Origin of the sequence: Streptomyces sp. NPDC005784, assembly GCF_042871525.1 — a bacterium.
Taxonomy (GTDB): domain Bacteria; phylum Actinomycetota; class Actinomycetes; order Streptomycetales; family Streptomycetaceae; genus Streptomyces.
On sequence record NZ_JBIAIQ010000004.1, the window covers coordinates 205,014 to 221,438 of the forward strand.

General features: G+C 71.0%; 15 protein-coding genes. 3 read left to right on the plus strand and 12 right to left on the minus strand.

Annotated elements, in window-relative coordinates:
• Positions 1–162: 162 nt before the first annotated feature.
• Entirely contained in the window at positions 163–1,203 is a 1,041-nt protein-coding gene (locus ACFYR3_RS08795) for an NAD(P)-dependent alcohol dehydrogenase (protein ID WP_355858661.1), read from the minus strand.
• A 174-nt stretch (positions 1,204–1,377) separates the two neighbouring features.
• Here ACFYR3_RS08795 and ACFYR3_RS08800 point away from each other — a divergent pair, with 174 nt between their 5' ends.
• Positions 1,378–2,307, plus strand: coding sequence for a helix-turn-helix domain-containing protein (locus tag ACFYR3_RS08800; protein ID WP_389282168.1), 930 nt, complete (start codon positions 1,378–1,380; stop codon positions 2,305–2,307).
• A 69-nt stretch (positions 2,308–2,376) separates the two neighbouring features.
• Here ACFYR3_RS08800 and ACFYR3_RS08805 read toward each other — a convergent pair whose 3' ends face one another.
• The 5 genes from ACFYR3_RS08805 to ACFYR3_RS08825 form a co-directional block, all read right to left on the minus strand.
• Positions 2,377–3,147 (minus strand): antibiotic biosynthesis monooxygenase, encoded by a 771-nt coding sequence (locus ACFYR3_RS08805; protein ID WP_355858656.1) that lies wholly within the window; start codon positions 3,145–3,147, stop codon positions 2,377–2,379.
• Between the two features lie 112 nt (positions 3,148–3,259).
• A complete protein-coding gene (locus ACFYR3_RS08810) occupies positions 3,260–3,943 on the minus strand; it encodes an ABC transporter ATP-binding protein (protein WP_356785508.1) in 684 nt (227 codons plus the stop codon).
• 41 nt (positions 3,944–3,984) lie between these two features.
• Positions 3,985–5,460, minus strand: a complete 1,476-nt coding sequence (locus ACFYR3_RS08815; protein ID WP_356785510.1) for an ABC transporter permease — start codon at positions 5,458–5,460, stop codon at positions 3,985–3,987.
• Between the two features lie 156 nt (positions 5,461–5,616).
• Positions 5,617–6,870 carry an Ig-like domain-containing protein gene (locus ACFYR3_RS08820; protein ID WP_355858647.1) on the minus strand — a complete coding sequence of 418 codons (1,254 nt, stop codon included), beginning with the start codon at positions 6,868–6,870 and terminating at the stop codon, positions 5,617–5,619.
• A gap of 233 nt (positions 6,871–7,103) precedes the next feature.
• Positions 7,104–7,448, minus strand: coding sequence for a hypothetical protein (locus ACFYR3_RS08825; protein ID WP_356785512.1), 345 nt, complete (start codon positions 7,446–7,448; stop codon positions 7,104–7,106).
• A gap of 110 nt (positions 7,449–7,558) precedes the next feature.
• Here ACFYR3_RS08825 and ACFYR3_RS08830 point away from each other — a divergent pair, with 110 nt between their 5' ends.
• A complete protein-coding gene (locus ACFYR3_RS08830; RefSeq protein ID WP_355858641.1) occupies positions 7,559–7,891 on the plus strand; it encodes a hypothetical protein in 333 nt (110 codons plus the stop codon).
• Between the two features lie 38 nt (positions 7,892–7,929).
• Complete coding sequence (locus ACFYR3_RS08835) at positions 7,930–8,682, plus strand: DUF2625 family protein (RefSeq protein WP_389282172.1); 753 nt, start codon at positions 7,930–7,932, stop codon at positions 8,680–8,682.
• 235 nt (positions 8,683–8,917) lie between these two features.
• Here ACFYR3_RS08835 and ACFYR3_RS08840 read toward each other — a convergent pair whose 3' ends face one another.
• The 6 genes from ACFYR3_RS08840 to ACFYR3_RS08865 all read right to left on the minus strand — a co-directional run bounded on the left by ACFYR3_RS08840 (position 8,918) and on the right by ACFYR3_RS08865 (position 16,337).
• Complete coding sequence (locus ACFYR3_RS08840; protein ID WP_389282174.1) at positions 8,918–10,768, minus strand: DEAD/DEAH box helicase; 1,851 nt, start codon at positions 10,766–10,768, stop codon at positions 8,918–8,920.
• Between the two features lie 135 nt (positions 10,769–10,903).
• On the minus strand, positions 10,904–11,107 hold the full coding sequence (locus ACFYR3_RS08845) for a cold-shock protein (RefSeq protein WP_261702157.1): 204 nt from the start codon (positions 11,105–11,107) through the stop codon (positions 10,904–10,906).
• A gap of 265 nt (positions 11,108–11,372) precedes the next feature.
• Positions 11,373–12,911 (minus strand): histidine ammonia-lyase, encoded by a 1,539-nt coding sequence (hutH, locus tag ACFYR3_RS08850; protein ID WP_355851922.1) that lies wholly within the window; start codon positions 12,909–12,911, stop codon positions 11,373–11,375.
• Between the two features lie 252 nt (positions 12,912–13,163).
• Positions 13,164–14,318, minus strand: a complete 1,155-nt coding sequence (locus ACFYR3_RS08855) for a sensor domain-containing diguanylate cyclase (protein ID WP_355851891.1) — start codon at positions 14,316–14,318, stop codon at positions 13,164–13,166.
• Positions 14,319–14,503: 185 nt separating this feature from the next.
• Positions 14,504–15,331, minus strand: coding sequence for an enoyl-CoA hydratase-related protein (locus ACFYR3_RS08860; RefSeq protein WP_355851888.1), 828 nt, complete (start codon positions 15,329–15,331; stop codon positions 14,504–14,506).
• A gap of 13 nt (positions 15,332–15,344) precedes the next feature.
• Positions 15,345–16,337 carry a hypothetical protein gene (locus ACFYR3_RS08865; RefSeq protein ID WP_389282177.1) on the minus strand — a complete coding sequence of 331 codons (993 nt, stop codon included), beginning with the start codon at positions 16,335–16,337 and terminating at the stop codon, positions 15,345–15,347.
• Positions 16,338–16,425 lie beyond the last annotated feature (88 nt).

A 16,425-nucleotide genomic window follows, 5' to 3' on the forward strand; every position in this document is an offset into this window, starting at 1 on the left:
TCAGCGGGCCCCCCCCGCGCCCCCCGGGGGGGCCCCCCCCGGGGGGGGCCCCCGCCCCCCGCCCCCCCCGCGCCCCCCCGCCGCCCCCCCCGGGGGGGGGGGGCGGGGGGCCCCCCCCCCCCGGCGCCCAGGAGCCTTGCGTGTCAGGACGGCGCGATCAGACTAGATCGTGGCCGTGTCGATCACGAAGCGGTAGCGGACGTCGCTCGCCAGCACCCGCTCGTACGCCTCGTTGATCTCGGTCGCGTCGATCAGTTCGATCTCGGCGCCGAAGCCGTGCACGGCGCAGAAGTCCAGCATCTCCTGGGTCTCCTGGATACCGCCGATGCCGGAGCCCGCGAGGGTCTTGCGGCCGCCGATCACCGAGAAGAGGTTGAGCCGGACCGGCTCCTCGGGCGCGCCCACGTTCACGAAGGCGCCGTCCGTCCGCAGCAGGGCGAGGTAGGCGTCCAGGTCCAGCGGGGCGGAGACGGTGGACAGGATCAGGTCGAACGTGCCGCGCAGTTCCTTGAAGGTCTCCGGGTCGCTGGTGGCGTAGTAGTGGTCGGCGCCCAGCTTCAGGCCGTCGTCCTTCTTGCGCAGCGACTGGGAGAGGACCGTGACCTCGGCGCCGAGCGCGTGGGCGATCTTGACGCCCATGTGGCCGAGACCGCCCATGCCGAGGACGGCGACCTTCTTGCCGGGGCCCGCGTTCCAGTGCTTGAGCGGGGAGTACGTGGTGATGCCGGCGCAGAGCAGCGGCGCGGCCACGTCGAGGGAGATGCCGTCGGGGATGTGCAGGGTGTAGTTCTCGTCGACGACGATCTTCTCGGAGTAGCCGCCGTAGGTGGGCTTGCCGTCCTTGCCGACGGAGTTGTACGTGCCCACGCCGCCGCCGGTGCAGTACTGCTCCAGACCGGCCTTGCAGTTGTCGCACTCGCGGCAGGAGTCGACCAGGCAGCCGACGCCCACACGGTCGCCGACCTTGAACCTGGTGACGCCGGAACCGACCTCGGAGACGATGCCGGCGATCTCGTGGCCCGGCACCATCGGGAAGGTGGCCTCTCCCCAGCCCTCGCGGGCCTGGTGGATGTCGGAGTGGCATATGCCGGCGAACTTGATGTCGATCAGGACGTCGTGCTCTCCGACCTCGCGACGCTCGATGGTGGTGCGCTCCAGCGGAGCCTTGGCGGCGGGAGCGGCGTACGCAACGACAGTGGTCATGCCGGGGTTCTCCTCGGGAGGGGGGTGGAACGTGCCCGGCTGTCTTCCGTCGGGCACGGCAATCAGCCTGCCCGATCCCCCAGGATTCACCCAGGCCACGGCTCTGCGTACGTCCGCTGGTCCTACCACTGGCGGGGTCAGGCTCCGCAGCGTACGACCGTGAATACTGGATGGATGGATGAACAGCTTTCTGTGGGGCCCGCCGGGGAGTCGGCCCACCCGCTGGACCGGCGCGCCGAGCTCAGCGAGTTCCTGCGCAGCCGCCGCGCCCGGCTGAAGCCGGAGGACGTGGGGATGCCCGACTTCGGGCGGCACCGCCGGGTGCCCGGGCTGCGCCGCGAGGAGCTGGCCCAGCTGGCCGGAGTGTCCGTCGCCTACTACACGCGCCTTGAGCAGGGCAACGGGCGCAATGTGTCGGCGGAGGTGCTGGACTCCATCGCGCGGGCGCTGCGGCTGACGGATGCCGAGCACAACCACCTCACCCACCTCGCGAAGCCCAAGCAGCACAAGAAGAAGCAGGCGGCCCGGCCGCAGCAGGTGCGCGGGGCCCTGCGTCAGCTGCTCGACACACTCGACGGCGTCCCGGCCTACATCACCGGGCGGCGCTCCGACGTGCTCGTCTGGAACCGGATGGCCGCGGCCGTCTTCGGGGACTGGTCGGAGCTGCCGCCGCAGGAGCGGAACTGGGCGCGGATGGTCTTCCTCCGGCCCGAGTACCGGGACCTGTTCGTGGAGTGGGAGCAGAAGGCGATCGACATCGTCTGTCTGCTGCGCATGGACGCGGGCTGTCATCCGGACGATCCGCGGCTGGCCGCGCTGGTCGGGGAGCTGTCCCTGAAGAGCGAGGACTTCAGGCGGCTGTGGGCGACGCACGACGTGAAGGAGAAGAGCCACGGGGTGAAGCTGCTGCGGCATCCCCTGGTGGGCGACCTCGCGTTGCAGTTCGAGTCGTTCCGGCTGGTCGGCGACACCGAGCTGGCGCTGGTGACCTATCACGCGGAGCCGGGGTCGAGCTCGGCGGAGGCGCTGCGGTTGCTGGCGTCGTGGGGAACGGACGCGACCCGCGCGGGCACGTCCTCACCCCAGCAACCGACATCCCAGTAGCCGACACCCACCCCGGCAACCGACAACCCCGACACCCCGGCAACCAGTCCTCGGATCGCAGATCACGGCTCACGGCTGGTACGGCGGTGCGGCCCCCCAGGTCCACTTCGGTACCGGCTGCTCCGCCGGTGGCTTGGCGTCCGGGCCGGAGTAGTGGACGGCCAGCCGCGTGCCCCACTCGGTGTACGCGAGGAAGGCGGAGCGGAACTCGGCGTCGGTGGGAAGGCCCGCGTCGTCGGCGGCGTCCTGGATCAGGTTGACCCAGCGGCGGCGCTGGATCTCCGTGATGCCCTTGCCCAGGTGTTTGGCGACCATGTGGCCGTGACCGCCCTGGGTCTCGGAGTACGCCGGCGGTCCGCCGAAGACCTCGCCGAGCCAGAGGGCGACGTGTACGGCGTGTTCGGGCGCGAGGTCCGCAAACAGGGGCGCGAGGAGGTCGTCCTTGAGGACCTTGTCGTAGAACGCCTCCGTGAGGCGGGAGAAGGCCTCGGCGCCGCCCGCCCAGGCGTAGAGCGTGGGCACGGAGGCGCCCCGGCCGCGCACCGATGTCGGCTTGTAGTGGCGCATCTCCTCGATGCTGCCGATGTAGGGGCGGATCTCGGCGAGGAAGTCGGCGAAGAGCTCCGAGTTGCGGAAGCCCTCGACGTGGTCCTCCGTCGAGGTCCAGGTGATCCTCAGGACGAAGTGCTCGAAGTCCTCTTCACAGCGCGCGAGTTCGTAGTCGACGCACTGCGGGGCCGCGGCGAGCTGCACGGCGGCCCGGGTGTAGGCGGCCAGGAACTCGGCCGACTGCTGCTCGGGAATGCGGTAACGGATGTATTCGACTGTCGAAACGGTCATGTCCCCACACAAACACGAACGGCCACCGGAAGCTCTGTTTCCGGTGGCTCGTTCGCTGCGGGCTCACTTCCCCCGCCGTGTATCGGGGACCGAGGTCGTCGGCCCGTCCCCGCTACGCTCCCGCGTTCTCCTTGACGGTGATCTTCCCCTTGCGGATCGTCGCGACGCGCGGGGCCTTCTTCGCGATCGAGGAGTCGTGCGTGACCATGATGAAGGTGAGCCCGTGCTCCTTCCACATGGCTTCGAGTACGTCCATGATCTCGTCGCGCATGGACTCGTCGAGGTTTCCGGTGGGCTCGTCCGCCAGCAGGACCTTGGGCTGCTTGACCAGGGCGCGGGCGATGGCCACACGCTGCTGCTGACCGCCCGACAGTTCGGCCGGCAGATGTCCGAGCCGCTCGGAGAGCCCCACGGACTCCAGTGCCGCGGCGGCCCGTTCACGCCGCTCCCTCGCCTTCACGCGCAGCGGTACGAGCGCGGTCTCGACGTTCTCCTGGGCGGTGAGCGTGGGGATCAGGTTGAAGCTCTGGAAGACGAAGCCGATGTTCTCGCTGCGGACCTTGGTGAGTCTCCCCTCGGACAGCTTCGCCATGTCGGTGCCGTCGAGTTCGACACTGCCCGCGGTGGGACGGTCGAGCCCGCCGAGCATCTGGAGGAGGGTGGACTTGCCGCCGCCGGTGGGGCCCTGGATGACGAGCCGGTCACCGTCCGCGATCGTCAGGTCGACCCCGGCGAGCGCGTCGATCGTTTCCTTGCCCCGCTTGTAGCGCTTGGTGACGCCTCTGAGTTCGTACATGGTGCAACTCCTGGGATACGTAAGTACGTAAGGGGCGGGGCTTATTCGACGCGGCGCAGGGCGTCGGCGGGACGCAGCCTGGACGCACGCCAGCCGCCGAAGGCGCCGGCGATCAGACCGCCGGCGACGGCCAGGGCCACCGCGACGACGATGATGTCGACGCTGACGGGCGCGGTGAGCACGACGTCGAGGGTCTTGGCGGCGGTCTGCCGCCCCGGGCCGCCGAAGCCGCCTCCGCCGAAGCCTCCGCCACCGCCGGGTCCGCCGCCCTGGCCACCGCCCGTGTTCCCCAGCTGTGCCTGGAGGTTGGGGCTGATCTCGGTGACGACATAGGCGCCCGCGAGGCCGAGGGCGATGCCGAGGGCGCCGCCGACCAGGCCGTTGACGATGGCCTCGCCGACCACTTGCCGGGTCACCCGGCTCGACTTCCAGCCGAGCGCCTTGAGGGTGCCGAACTCGCGAACCCGGCGGGAGACGGCGGAGGAGGTGAGCAGACCGGCGACCAGGAACGCGGCCACGAGCACCGCGATCGACAGCCACTTGCCCACGTTCGAGGCGAGGTTGGAGGCCGTGGACAGGGAGCCGGAGACGGTCTTCGCGAGGTCCGCGGAGGTGGTGACCGTCGTGCCCGAGATGTTCTTCTGGATGGTGGTCTTGACGCCGGAGATCTGCTGCGAGTCGGACGCCTTGACGTAGATCGTGGTGACCTTGTTCTTGGAGTCGCTGAGCGTCTGCGCCTGCTGGAGCGGGATGTAGAGGTTGGCCGCCGCGTCACCGCTGTCGGGTGTCGCGATGCCGACGATCTTGTACTTGACGCTCTTGATGGTGACGGTGCCACCGACCTTGAGCTTCTTCTCCTTGGCGTACGACGTGTCCGCGACGACGACCTTGGCGTTCGTCTCGGAGGTCTTGAACGTACGACCGCTGGTGATCTTCGACGAAGTCAGCGGGCCCAGGGCGGGCTTGGTGACGTCGGTGCCGAACACCGAGTAGTTGTTGACGTCGAAGTTGGCGCCGCCGCCCTTGACGGTGCCCTGCGGCGAAGGCTGGGCGCCGCCCCGACCGCGCTGCCCGCTACCGCTGTTGGGGTTCTGCTGGAACTGCCCGCGGGTGAACTGGCCGTTGATCCGCACGACTTGGAGGCTCAGTCCGCCGACGGCGTCCGCGACGCCGTTCTGGGAGTCGACCTTGGCGACGGTCGAGGAAGCCAGGGTCTCGAAGCCCCGGACCATGACGCGGTCGCTGCTCTGCTCCTTGTCGGAACCGCTGTCGTTCGCGTCGAAGTTGAAGCGCGGGCGCTGGCTGGTGCTGGTGGCCGGCGCGGCGGCCTTGGTGACCGTCATGTCGGTCCCCAGCCCGTACAGCGACTGGAGGACCTTGCCCTGGGCCTTCTCCATGCCCGAGGACACGGAGCTGACCACGATGACCAGGGCTATGCCCAGGGCGAGCCCGGAGGCGACGACGAGGGCCGCCTTTCTGCGGCGGCGCAGTTCGCGCCTCAGGTAGGTGAAGAACATGGCCGCAAGCTAGGTACGGCGCGTGATGAAGGCATAAGGCCGAAATAAGAGAATGATGAGAAGGCTGTGGCCGGGCCCAGAAATCTTTGAGAAACGCCGATGCGGCGGCAGCCCGTGGGGGCCGCCGCCGCATCGGCGTCAGGTGGTGCCTCGGTATCAGACGGCCGAACCGGCCTTCCAGGCCGCCCAGTCCAGGTTCCAGCCGTTGAGGCCGTTGTCCGGGGCGATGGCCTTGTCGCCGGTGTTCTTGACGACCACGACGTCACCGATCAGCGAGTTGTTGAAGAACCACGCGGCGGGCGTGTTGGGGTCGCCCGCGCCCTTGGTGTCGGACAGACCGACACAGCCGTGGCTGGTGTTGACGGAGCCGAAGACGGACTTCGCGCCCCAGTAGTTGCCGTGGATGAAGGTGCCCGAGTTCGACAGACGCATGGCGTGCGGCACGTCCTTGATGTCGTACTCGCCCTTGCCGTCGTTCTTCTTGAAGCCGACCGTCGAGCCGTCCATCCGGGTCTCCTTGAACTTCTCGGAGATCACCATCTGGCCCTGGTACGTCGTGTGGTCCGGAGCACCCGCGGAGATCGGGATGGTCTTGACGACCTTGCCGTCCTGGGTGACGTTCATCGTCTTGGTCTGGGCGTCGACGATGGAGACCTGGTTGCGGCCGATCTTGAAGGTGACCGTCTTCTGCTGCACGCCGTAGACACCGCTCGCGCCCTGGACACCGTCCAGGTTCAGCTTGAGGGTGACGGTGGAGCCGCCGGTCCAGTAGCTCTCGGGGCGGAAGTCCAGGCGGTTGGCGTTGAACCAGTGCCCGACGACCTCCTGGCCACTGCTGGAGGAGACGGTGATCCCCTTCTGCACCGCGGCCTTGTTGGTGATCGCCTTGTTGAAGTTGATCGAGACCGGCATGCCGACGCCGACCGTGGAACCGTCCTCCGGCGTGAAGTTGCCGATGAAGCTGTTGGCCGGGGAGACCGTGGTGAACGACGCGTTCTCGTTGGCCGTGCGGCCCGCGGAGTCGGCGGCCACGGCGGCGATCTTGTACGTGGTGGCGCGGGCCAGTTGGTTGAGGGGCTTCCAGCTCTTCTTGTCCGCAGATATCTGACCGGCGACGGCCGTGCCGGACTCGGTCTTCATCGAGACGGACGTGAGCGAGCCCTTGCTGACCGTGACCGCGGTGCCGTTGTTGATCGAGGCGTTGTCGGAGCCGTCCGCGGGCGTGATCTTGATCAGGGCCTCGGAGGTCTTCTTGGCTGCCGCCTCGTCGACCTTGGCCTGCGACGTGGGGTCGCCGCCGTCCGACGCGCCGGCCTTGCTTCCGCCTCCGCTGCACGCAGAGAGCACCAGCACCCCGCCGAGCAGTGCGGACGCGGTCATCAGACCCTTGCGCCGCTTACTGTCCGTCATCACACGCTTCTCCATCGTTGCCGAATCACGAAAGGACCACGGGAGCCCCGTAAGTAGAGTCAACGCCGCAACCGGTTCACCCCGTTCCACTTCCCGTGGAAGTGTGGCCCACGCCACGCCCACCGCGCACGGACACGCGGACCGAAGTGGTGCGGGGGTGGGCAGTGCGTCACCGGACACGAGGAACCCCGGACGGCGACTGCCGGCCGGGGTCACACTTTTCCCGAACCGAGTCAGCCGTGCGCGTCTTCCTCGCCGTCCTCGTCAGCATCATCCTCGTCGATGTCCCAATCCGGCGAATCGGGATCGTAGTCAATGGGCTCACTGCTCCAGGAAGCCTGGGCGAGTTCGATCCCGGGCACCTCACTGACCAGGTCGAACGGGTCCACGAGATAGGCCAGGGCCTCAGCCGTGTCTTCCGTCACTGCGCCCTCGGCGTGCGACCGTTCGTCGGCCGGCATGTCCGCGTCGTCGCCGATCCGGCGCAGCGCGGCCTTGGTGACGGCGTCGGCGTCATCGATTTCCAGCACAAGTTCGACACGAAGCCGGACAAACTGTGATGTCTCAGGGGTACTCATGGGAGGGAGCGTACGGCCCATGGGATGCGCGACTTTCCCGCGACCCGCGCCTTTCATTAGCATCGCCCCACACGGCCAATTCGCAAGCGCCACAAGGGGATCGATATTTCGTGTCCGCCGCACGTCGATCGTTGCTGACCGCCACCGCAGCGGGGACCCTCCTGGGTGCCCTGTGGTTCGTCCCGTCCGCCAACGCGACCCAGGACGTACCCACTCCGAGCGCGACGGCGCCGATATCCGCACCGACGGTCACCACCACGGCACGGATATCCACGGAGTCGGTCACCGGGGCGCACACGCTGTCCGGGGGTGACGGGACCAGGCTCGCCGACACCGGCGCCGTGGACACGACGCCGTATCTCGTCGGCGGCACGCTCTTCCTCTGCCTCGGCGCCGGATTCGTGACGTACTCCGTGCGCCGTGAGCGCATGATTGCCTACTGAGCGCATCGACCGCGCTCCGGACAACCCACAGGGAAGCCATGCGAGAGCTGAGCGAGCTGACCGACGTCGAGGAACCGGCCTGGCCGCTGCTGTCCAAGGCGCTCGCCGCCAGCGGGGTGTCCATGGAGATACCTCCGGTGGACCCCGAACTTGGCCGTGCGAGCCTGCACCAACTACAGATCACCGCGCGGTCCTGGCTGGGCGGGATGGTGCTCAACTGCGGCGGTGTGGTGCTGGACAGCGGCTGGCTGCGGATCTACGGCAGTCCGGGCGAGGACCTGCCGACGGGGCTGCCGGGCGGCTCGACGGACCTTCCCTCGCTGGCCGAGGTCAACGGATTCCCCGAGCGGTTCGATCCGGACTGGCGCCCACGGGACGGCGGACTCGTCGTCGGCCACGACGTACTGGGCGGGGCGTTCGTGCTCAACGGCGCCGACCCGGAGTCCGTGGGGCGTCCCGGGCATCCCGGCGAGGTCGTGTACTTCGCGCCGGACTCACTGAAGTGGGAGGCGCTCGAAGTCGGACACGGAGCATGGCTCCAGTGGTTCCTCAGCGAGGGCACGGACCAGTTCTACGACACACTGCGCTGGCCCGGCTGGCGCGCCGAGTCCGGCGCCCTGACGGGCACGCAGGGGTTGTCCGTGTTGCCGTTCCTGTGGTCGGCGGAGGCGCGACGCGACCTCATGTCGACGAGCCGCCGCGCGGTGCCGCTGGCCGAAATCCTCAGCCTGCACCGGGACTTCGCCCTCAAGCTCGACGGCGTGGACCCCGGGTTCCTCGGCGACGTCTGAACCCCCGCAACACGCAGCCCGGTTCCCGAGCGCCGCACGAACCACGACAACCGCGGTCCGAAGTCGACCAGTTGCGACCGGTCACGACTGGGAACGGCCAGGGCCGAAGGCCGGGCATGCGGCGAAGGCCGGGCATGCGGCGAAGGCCGGGCATGCGGCGAAGGCCGGGCATGCGGCGGCCCCGCGTCCCTGAGGGGGCGCGGGGCCGCCGCGAAGCCGAACGGATCCGATCCGGTCAGGCGGCCCTGCGGCCGCCACCGCTCTGGCCGCCGCTCTGACCACCGCGCTGCGGAGCACGCCCGCGACCGCCGGAGCGACCGGCACCCGCGCCGCCACCGGCCTCCGTACGACGACCCGCGCTACCGCCGGCCTCCGTACGACGGCCCGCGCCGCCACCGGCCTCCGTACGACGACCCGCGCTACCGCCGGCCTCCGTACGACGGCCCGCGCCGCCACCGGATTCCGTGCGACGGCCTGCGCTGCCGCCCGCTTCCGTACGACGGCCTGCGGCCGCTCCGCCCGTGCCGGTGCGACGCCCGGTGGCCGCGCCACCCGCCGCGCCGCCGGTGTCCTGACGTCCGCCGCGCTGCCGGCCGCCCTGGCCGTCCGACCCGGCGCCCGAGCGCGTGGCCGTGCCGCCGCCCGCGACCGAAGGCCGCCTGGCGCCGCCCCCGGTGGGGGCACGGCGCGCCTTGGGCCGCTGCTTCGGCTGCTCGGCCTGCTGCGGGACCTCGATGACGACCGGGACCCCGGAGGGCTCGCGGGCGCCGGTGAGGCGGGCGAGTTCCTCGTCGCTGGACTTGACGCGGGCGGTGCGCGGCGTGATGCCGGCGTCCGCCATCAGCCGGGTCATCTCACGCTTCTGCTCGGGGAGCACCAGCGTGACGACGCTGCCGGACTCTCCGGCGCGGGCCGTACGGCCGCCGCGGTGGAGGTAGTCCTTGTGGTCGGTCGGCGGGTCGACGTTGACCACGAGGTCGAGGTCGTCGATGTGGATGCCGCGGGCCGCCACGTTGGTGGCGACGAGCGCGGTGACCTGACCGGTCTTGAACTGGTCGAGGGTGCGGTTGCGCTGCGGCTGGCTGCGCCCGCCGTGCAGGGCGGAGGCCCGGACACCACTGGCGAGCAGCCGCTTGGTGAACCGGTCGGCGCCGCGCTTGGTGTCGACGAAGAGGATCACCCGGCCGTCGCGGGCGGCGATCCGCGTCGCGACCGCCTTCTTGTCGGTCTCGTCGGCGACGTGCAGCACGTGGTGCTCCATGGTCGTCACCGCGCCCGCGGACGGGTCGACGGAGTGCACCACGGGGTCGGTGAGGAACATCTTGACGAGCTTGTCGATGTTCTTGTCGAGCGTGGCCGAGAAGAGCAGCCGCTGACCGCCCGGCTCGACCTGCTTGAGCAGCGCGGTGACCTGCGGCATGAAGCCCATGTCGGCCATCTGGTCGGCCTCGTCCAGCACGGTGATCGCGACCTGGCCGAGGGCGCAGTCGCCCCGCTCGATGAGGTCCTTGAGCCGTCCGGGAGTCGCCACGAGCACCTCGACGCCGCGGCGCAGCGAACCGGCCTGCCGGCCGATCGACATCCCGCCGACGGCCGTGGCCACGCGCAGGTTGACGGCGGTGGCGTACGGCGTGATCGCGTCGTCGACCTGCTGGGCGAGTTCACGCGTGGGGACGAGGACCAGGGCGAGCGGGTGCCGCGGCTCGGCACGGCGGCCGGCGGTGCGGGCGAGGAGCGCGAGCCCGAAGGCGAGCGTCTTGCCGGAGCCGGTGCGTCCCCGGCCGAGCACATCGCGCCCGGCGAGGGAGTTGGGCAGCGTGGCGCCCTGGATCGGGAAGGGATCGGTGACACCCTGGGCCGCGAGGGTCTTCGTCAGGGCGGCCGGCATGTCCAGCGCGTCGAAGGACTCGACGGCGGGCAGCGCCGGTGTGACGGTCTCGGGCAGGGAGAACTCCTGCGGCGGCGTGACCTTGCGGGTGGCGCCACCTCGGCCGGCGCCCCGGCCTGCGTTCTTCGCGGAGCCGGCGGTCTGCGCGGCGCGTGCGTTTGCCGGCCGCTTACGGACGGGACGTTCGGATCGAGTCATGCTGGATCTGGATTTCCTTCCTGGGCCCCACGGACTGCGCACACAGCGCTCACCGACTGCATGAGCTGTCACAGCGCTGAGCCGGGACCCGCACCCGAAGGGGCGGGACCCGGCTCTGGAAAAGCGCGCCTCGAACTAGGCGGGGAGGATGTTCTCCGCCTGCAGGCCCTTCTGGCCCTGCGTGACCTCGAAGGAGACCTTCTGGCCCTCGACGAGCTCACGGAAGCCGGAGCTGGCGATGTTCGAGTAGTGGGCGAAGACGTCGGGGCCGCCGCCGTCCTGCTCGATGAAGCCGAAGCCCTTTTCCGAGTTGAACCACTTCACGGTGCCAGTAGCCATGTTGTTCTCCTGAACAGGTAGTGGGCCCCCATCCGGAGATGCACCGGGTAATGCCGGAGATGCCGGTAAAACAAAACGCGCCTGCGGAGGATTCCGATCAGGCGCACAAAGTAAATGGGTACCAAAAACGTATCAATGAGACAGTAGCACACGCTGGGGCGAGGGTGCGAGGCGAGGTGCCTGGGCCTGGCACGTGGGCCGGGGAGTGCCCGGCCCACGTACGACGGAACACCGTCGGTGCAGGTCCTACAGGGTCCTACAGGTCCTAGGCGAGCGGGCCGGTCACCGGCTCCACCGCGGCCACCACGCCGCCCGCGCGTACGAACGCGTCCGCCGCCGCCAGGTCGGGGGCGAGGAAGCGGTCCGGGCCGGGGCCCTGGACGCCGGCCGCGCGGACGGCGTCGATGACCGCCCGTGACGCCGGGGCCGGGGCCAGGCCCTCGCGCAGTTCGATGGCGCGCGTGGCGGCATACAGCTCGATCGCCACGATGCGGGTCAGGTTGTCCACGGAGGTACGCAGCTTGCGTGCGGCCGACCAGCCCATGGAGACGTGGTCCTCCTGCATGGCGGAGGAGGGGATCGAGTCCGCGGACGCCGGAACGGCGAGCCGCTTCATCTCGCTGACCAGCGCGGCCTGCGTGTACTGGGCGATCATCAGACCCGAGTCGACGCCGGCGTCGTCCGCGAGGAACGGCGGCAGGCCGTGCGAACGGTTCTTGTCGAGCAGCCGGTCGGTACGGCGCTCTGCGATGGAGCCGAGGTCGGCCGCCGCGATGGCGAGGAAGTCCAGGACGTAGGCGACCGGGGCACCGTGGAAGTTGCCGTTCGACTCCACGCGGCCGTCGGGCAGCACGACCGGGTTGTCGACGGCGGAGGCCAGCTCGCGCTCGGCGACCGTACGGGCGTGCGCGAGGGTGTCCCGGCCGGCGCCGGCGACCTGCGGGGCGCACCGTACGGAGTAGGCGTCCTGGACGCGCGGGGCGTCGTCCTGGTGGTGGCCGGTGAGTTCCGAACCCTTCAGCACGGCCAGCATGTTGGCGGCGCTGGCGCCCTGGCCCGGGTGCGGGCGGATGGCGTGCAGCTCGGGGGCGAGAACCTTGTCCGTGCCGAGCAGCGCCTCGAGGGAGAGCGCGGCGCTGACGTCGGCCGACTTGTACAGCATCTCCAGGTCGGCGAGGGCCATGACCAGCATGCCGAGCATGCCGTCGGTGCCGTTGAGGAGGGCGAGGCCCTCCTTCTCGCGCAGTTCGACGGGGACGATCCCGGCCTCGGCGAGCAGCTCGCCCGCGGGCCGCACGACTCCGTCGGGACCCTCCGCGTCCCCTTCACCCATCAGGGTCAGGGCGCAGTGGGACAGCGGCGCCAGGTCGCCGGAGCAGCCGAGCGAGCCGTACTCGTGGACGACCGGGGTGATGCCCGCGTTCAGGATGTCCGCCATGGTCTGCGCGACCTCGGGCCGCACGCCGGTGTGCCCGGAGCAGACGGTCTTGAGCCGCAGGAACATCAGCGCGCGGACCACCTCGCGCTCGACGCGCGGGCCCATGCCGGCGGCGTGCGAGCGGACGATGTTGCGCTGCAGCTGGGCGCGCAGTTCCGGGCTGATGTGCCGGCTTGCCAGGGCGCCGAAGCCGGTGGAGACGCCGTAGACGGGCTCCGGCTTCGCGGCCAGCGCGTCCACGATCTCGCGGGCCGCGGCGAGGGCCGCCACCGCCTCGCCGGAGAGCTCGATCCGGGCGCTGTCGCGCGCCACGGCGAGAACGTCGGACGCGGTCACTCCGGACGTCCCCACCACCACAGTGTGCATATCCATATTCAGGAGCGTACGCAGTGAATTCGATGATGTCACTAGCGGGTGACCGGTTGGCCCCTTACCCCGGCGCACGTCACAGCGGACACCCGCGCCGCCTCACGGACGGGACCCGATCACCGACGAGCCCGCTCACATCGTCATGGCGTACGAGGCCTGTCGTACCGTCATGACGTACGAGGCCGGTCGTACCGTCATCGCGCATGAGGGGTCGTGCCGTCATCGCGCACGGGGTCGGTCGTGGCGTCATCACGCACGGGGCCGGTCGTGCCGGCCGCGGAACCTGCGGCGTTCGCCCACCGTGGGCGACGGTGCGTCCGCCAGGCGTACGACGGGATCGTCGGGGCCCTCGCGCCCGGCGACCACGGGCTTCGCGGCCCGGACGGCCTTCGCGCGGTACTGGGCCGCGTCCGCCAACCGGAACAGCCGGCGCGCCGACCGTACGGGGCCGATCGGGTCCTCGGTCGAGGCGACCCCGCACGCCACGCCCTCCCCCAGCTCCAACTCGGACGCGCGGCGGCAGAGTTCGTCGGCGATACGGACCACGTCGTCCGCCGGCGGGCCCACCGCCAGCAGACAGAACTCGTCGCCACCCAGCCGCGCGGCGAGGGTGCCAGGGAGCATGGCCCCGCACAGGGAGAGCACCGACCCGAACCGTTCGAGGAGCCGGTCGCCGACGGCGTGCCCCCGGGTGTCGTTGACGCGCTTGAGCCCGTTGAGGTCGCAGACGACGAGACTGACCACGGCACCGTCCTCCTTGTGCCGCTCGACGGCCTCGTCGAGACGTACGTCCACGGCGCGGCGGTTGGCGAGTCCGGTCAGGGCGTCGGTGTAGGCGAGGCGCCGGGCCTCCTCCAGGCGTTCTGTCTGGGCGATCCCGGCAGCGACGACGGAGGCGAGGACGGTCGCGAAGTCGGCGTCGGCCCGGCCGAAGACGGGGGCGCCGGCCGGACGGGCCACGTACAGCTCGCCCCAGGCCCGCCCGTGCAGCACGATCGGCGCGACGACACAGCAGCCGCGCCCGCGCCTGCGCAGCGCGGCGACACGCTGGTGGCAGTATCCGGCGGGACCGGCCGCCGGGCCGTCGGCGGTCTCGACCCAGGCGTTGGGCCCGCCGCCGCCCGCCCATCGCTCGTGCAGGAACTCGGTGATCTCCGGGAACTGGTGCACCGGGTACGCCTCCCCGTCGGGGAACTCGTCCTCGTCCGGGGCACGGTCGCCCACGTTGGCGAGCACCCGCAGCCGGCCGAGTTCGCGCTCCCACAGGGAGAGCGCGGCGAAGCTCCCGGCCAGCGCGTGACACGCGCCGAGCGCCGCGGCCCGCCACGACTCCCGCGGGGTGCGCGCCGCCGCCATCCCCTGCGCCAGCGTCACCACGGCCCTCAGCCGACTGTCCTCACCCATCACCCCAGGCTAGGGATATTTGCCCATATTCGGGACATTTGTAGGGCGAACAGGGGCCCGGGCCGCGAGGGCCGAACCAGGGAACGGGCCATGGACCGTGCTGCGGCCCGAACCAGGGAACGGGCCGCGGACCGTGCCGCGACCCGAACCGGGAGCGGGCCGGAAAGCGGCGGACCAGGGAGGGGTTACTGCCCCGGCCACTCCGGCTTGCGCTTCTCGTTGAACGCTGCGACCCCCTCCGCCCGGTCCCCGGAGAAGGCGACGGACCGCCAGGCCGCGTCCTCGACCTCCAGGCCTGCGCGCAGGTCGAGTCCGTGTCCGAGCCGCAGGGCGCGCTTGGCGGCGCGCAGCCCGACCGGGGAGTTCGCGGCGACACGGGCCGCCAGTGCGAGCGCTTCCGCCCTGTCCTGCCCCGCCTCCACCAGCTCGTCCACCAGCCCCAACTCCCGCGCCTCGGCCGCCTCCAGGCGCCGCGCCGAGAAGATGAGCTCGGCCGCGCGCGCGGCACCGACGCGGCGCGGCAGCAGCTGCGTACCGCCGCCTCCGGGGATCACGCCGACGGACACCTCGGGCAGGCCGACGACCGCCGTACGGTCGGCCACGATCAGGTCGCAGGACAGCGCCAGCTCGAACCCGCCACCCAGCGCGAAGCCATGCACAGCGGCGACGGTCGGCATCGGCAGCTCCAGGACACCGGTGTACGCGGCCCGCGCGACCGGCCGCTGACGCACCAGCTCGGCATCCGTGAAGGAGTTGCGCTCCTTCAGGTCGGCGCCGACACAGAAGGCACGCTCGTGGGTGGAGGTGAGCACGACCACGCGTACGTCCCGGTCGGCCGCGAGGGCGTCGCAGGCACCGGCGATCGAACGCGCCATGTCCGTGGACACGGCGTTCATGGCCTTGGGCCGGTCGAGGACGAGCTCGGCGACGTACCCATGCCGCCGTACGGCGACGAACTCCCCGAACCTCCGCTCGTCCGACTCCGTCCCCTGGTCCGCCCCTTGCTGCGCCATGACACCCTCCCGGTTAACGCGGGTTAACTATCGACGCCCCGATCATCGCAGCCGAGGCCGTCCGGCGAAACCCGCCCCCTCGTGCCGCACCTACTCGTTCGAGTGACATACCGCCCAACTCCGTTTCTCCGCCCCCAGACCGCGCATAACCTGCGCACCGCCGCAGCGCATTCGGGACACCGGCACACCGGGGAGGGACAACCATGACGAACCGCGAAACACCGCAGGCCACCAGCACCCGGCCGGGCCCGCGACCCACACTCACGCGACCGCCGGCCCCGAGGCCGCCGTCCGAGGCCATCGCGCCCGGCACCTCGCCGGGCTGCCCGCCACCGACCGGCACAGCGGCACCGTCGAACTCGGCGGCGTCCCGCGCCACGGCAGTGGGCCCCCAGCGGTCCCACTCCACGGCGGCCGGGGCCACGACGGCCGCCGCACCACCGGCGAATACCCAGTGGATCCGCGTCACGCCGCTCAGCAGGGCGATGTCCGCCCCCAAGCCGCTCAGCGCCACCGCGTTCGGCGCCCTGAACGCGCGCACCGTGCGAACGACCACCGTGCGGACGGGCACCACCGGGTCCGCCACCACGAAGAACGACGTGACGCCAGCGGGGGCCACGACGGGCGGCGCCGCGCGGGCGAACAGCTCAGGGGTCATGGCGGTCGGTGCCGCACCGACCGGGAGCGTGAACACCGGGGCCGGGGCGGTTCGGCCCGCCCCGGCAGGAGCCACGAAGTCCGACACCACGGCCACCCGACCCATGACGGTCGGCGCAACGACGTCGGGCGTCATCGGCGCACAGGCCACGGCGACCCGGCCCGCACCGGCGGCCGGCACCGGGAAGGCCGGGGCGGGAGCCGCGGACGCAGACGTCAGCGTCGCTGAGACCAGCGGCCCGGAAACCCGGGCTGCGGCAACTGGAGCCACGGCGGAGTCCGGCTCCGGGGCGGCGGGCTCCGGGAGTGCCGCGGCCCTGCCGGCCAGGGCCGCAAAGATCTGGGCCACCGCGCCCAGAGGGCTGACGGCCGGCGTCGCAGCGGCCGCGCGCGCACGCGGGGCCGGAACGGCGACAGGCGCTCAGGTACCGGGGGCT

What these genes read in the sequence shown, in the direction of transcription:
- ACFYR3_RS08795 (WP_355858661.1), bottom strand. Translation starts at nt 1,203, where the DNA reads ATGACCACTGTCGTTGCGTACGCCGCTCCCGCCGCCAAGGCTCCGCTG.
- ACFYR3_RS08800 (WP_389282168.1), top strand. Translation starts at nt 1,378, where the DNA reads ATGGATGAACAGCTTTCTGTGGGGCCCGCCGGGGAGTCGGCCCACCCG.
- ACFYR3_RS08805 (WP_355858656.1), bottom strand. Translation starts at nt 3,147, where the DNA reads ATGACCGTTTCGACAGTCGAATACATCCGTTACCGCATTCCCGAGCAG.
- ACFYR3_RS08810 (WP_356785508.1), bottom strand. Translation starts at nt 3,943, where the DNA reads ATGTACGAACTCAGAGGCGTCACCAAGCGCTACAAGCGGGGCAAGGAA.
- ACFYR3_RS08815 (WP_356785510.1), bottom strand. Translation starts at nt 5,460, where the DNA reads ATGTTCTTCACCTACCTGAGGCGCGAACTGCGCCGCCGCAGAAAGGCG.
- ACFYR3_RS08820 (WP_355858647.1), bottom strand. Translation starts at nt 6,870, where the DNA reads ATGACGGACAGTAAGCGGCGCAAGGGTCTGATGACCGCGTCCGCACTG.
- ACFYR3_RS08825 (WP_356785512.1), bottom strand. Translation starts at nt 7,448, where the DNA reads ATGAGTACCCCTGAGACATCACAGTTTGTCCGGCTTCGTGTCGAACTT.
- ACFYR3_RS08835 (WP_389282172.1), top strand. Translation starts at nt 7,930, where the DNA reads ATGCGAGAGCTGAGCGAGCTGACCGACGTCGAGGAACCGGCCTGGCCG.
- ACFYR3_RS08840 (WP_389282174.1), bottom strand. Translation starts at nt 10,768, where the DNA reads ATGACTCGATCCGAACGTCCCGTCCGTAAGCGGCCGGCAAACGCACGC.
- ACFYR3_RS08845 (WP_261702157.1), bottom strand. Translation starts at nt 11,107, where the DNA reads ATGGCTACTGGCACCGTGAAGTGGTTCAACTCGGAAAAGGGCTTCGGC.
- hutH (WP_355851922.1), bottom strand. Translation starts at nt 12,911, where the DNA reads ATGCACACTGTGGTGGTGGGGACGTCCGGAGTGACCGCGTCCGACGTT.
- ACFYR3_RS08855 (WP_355851891.1), bottom strand. Translation starts at nt 14,318, where the DNA reads ATGGGTGAGGACAGTCGGCTGAGGGCCGTGGTGACGCTGGCGCAGGGG.
- ACFYR3_RS08860 (WP_355851888.1), bottom strand. Translation starts at nt 15,331, where the DNA reads ATGGCGCAGCAAGGGGCGGACCAGGGGACGGAGTCGGACGAGCGGAGG.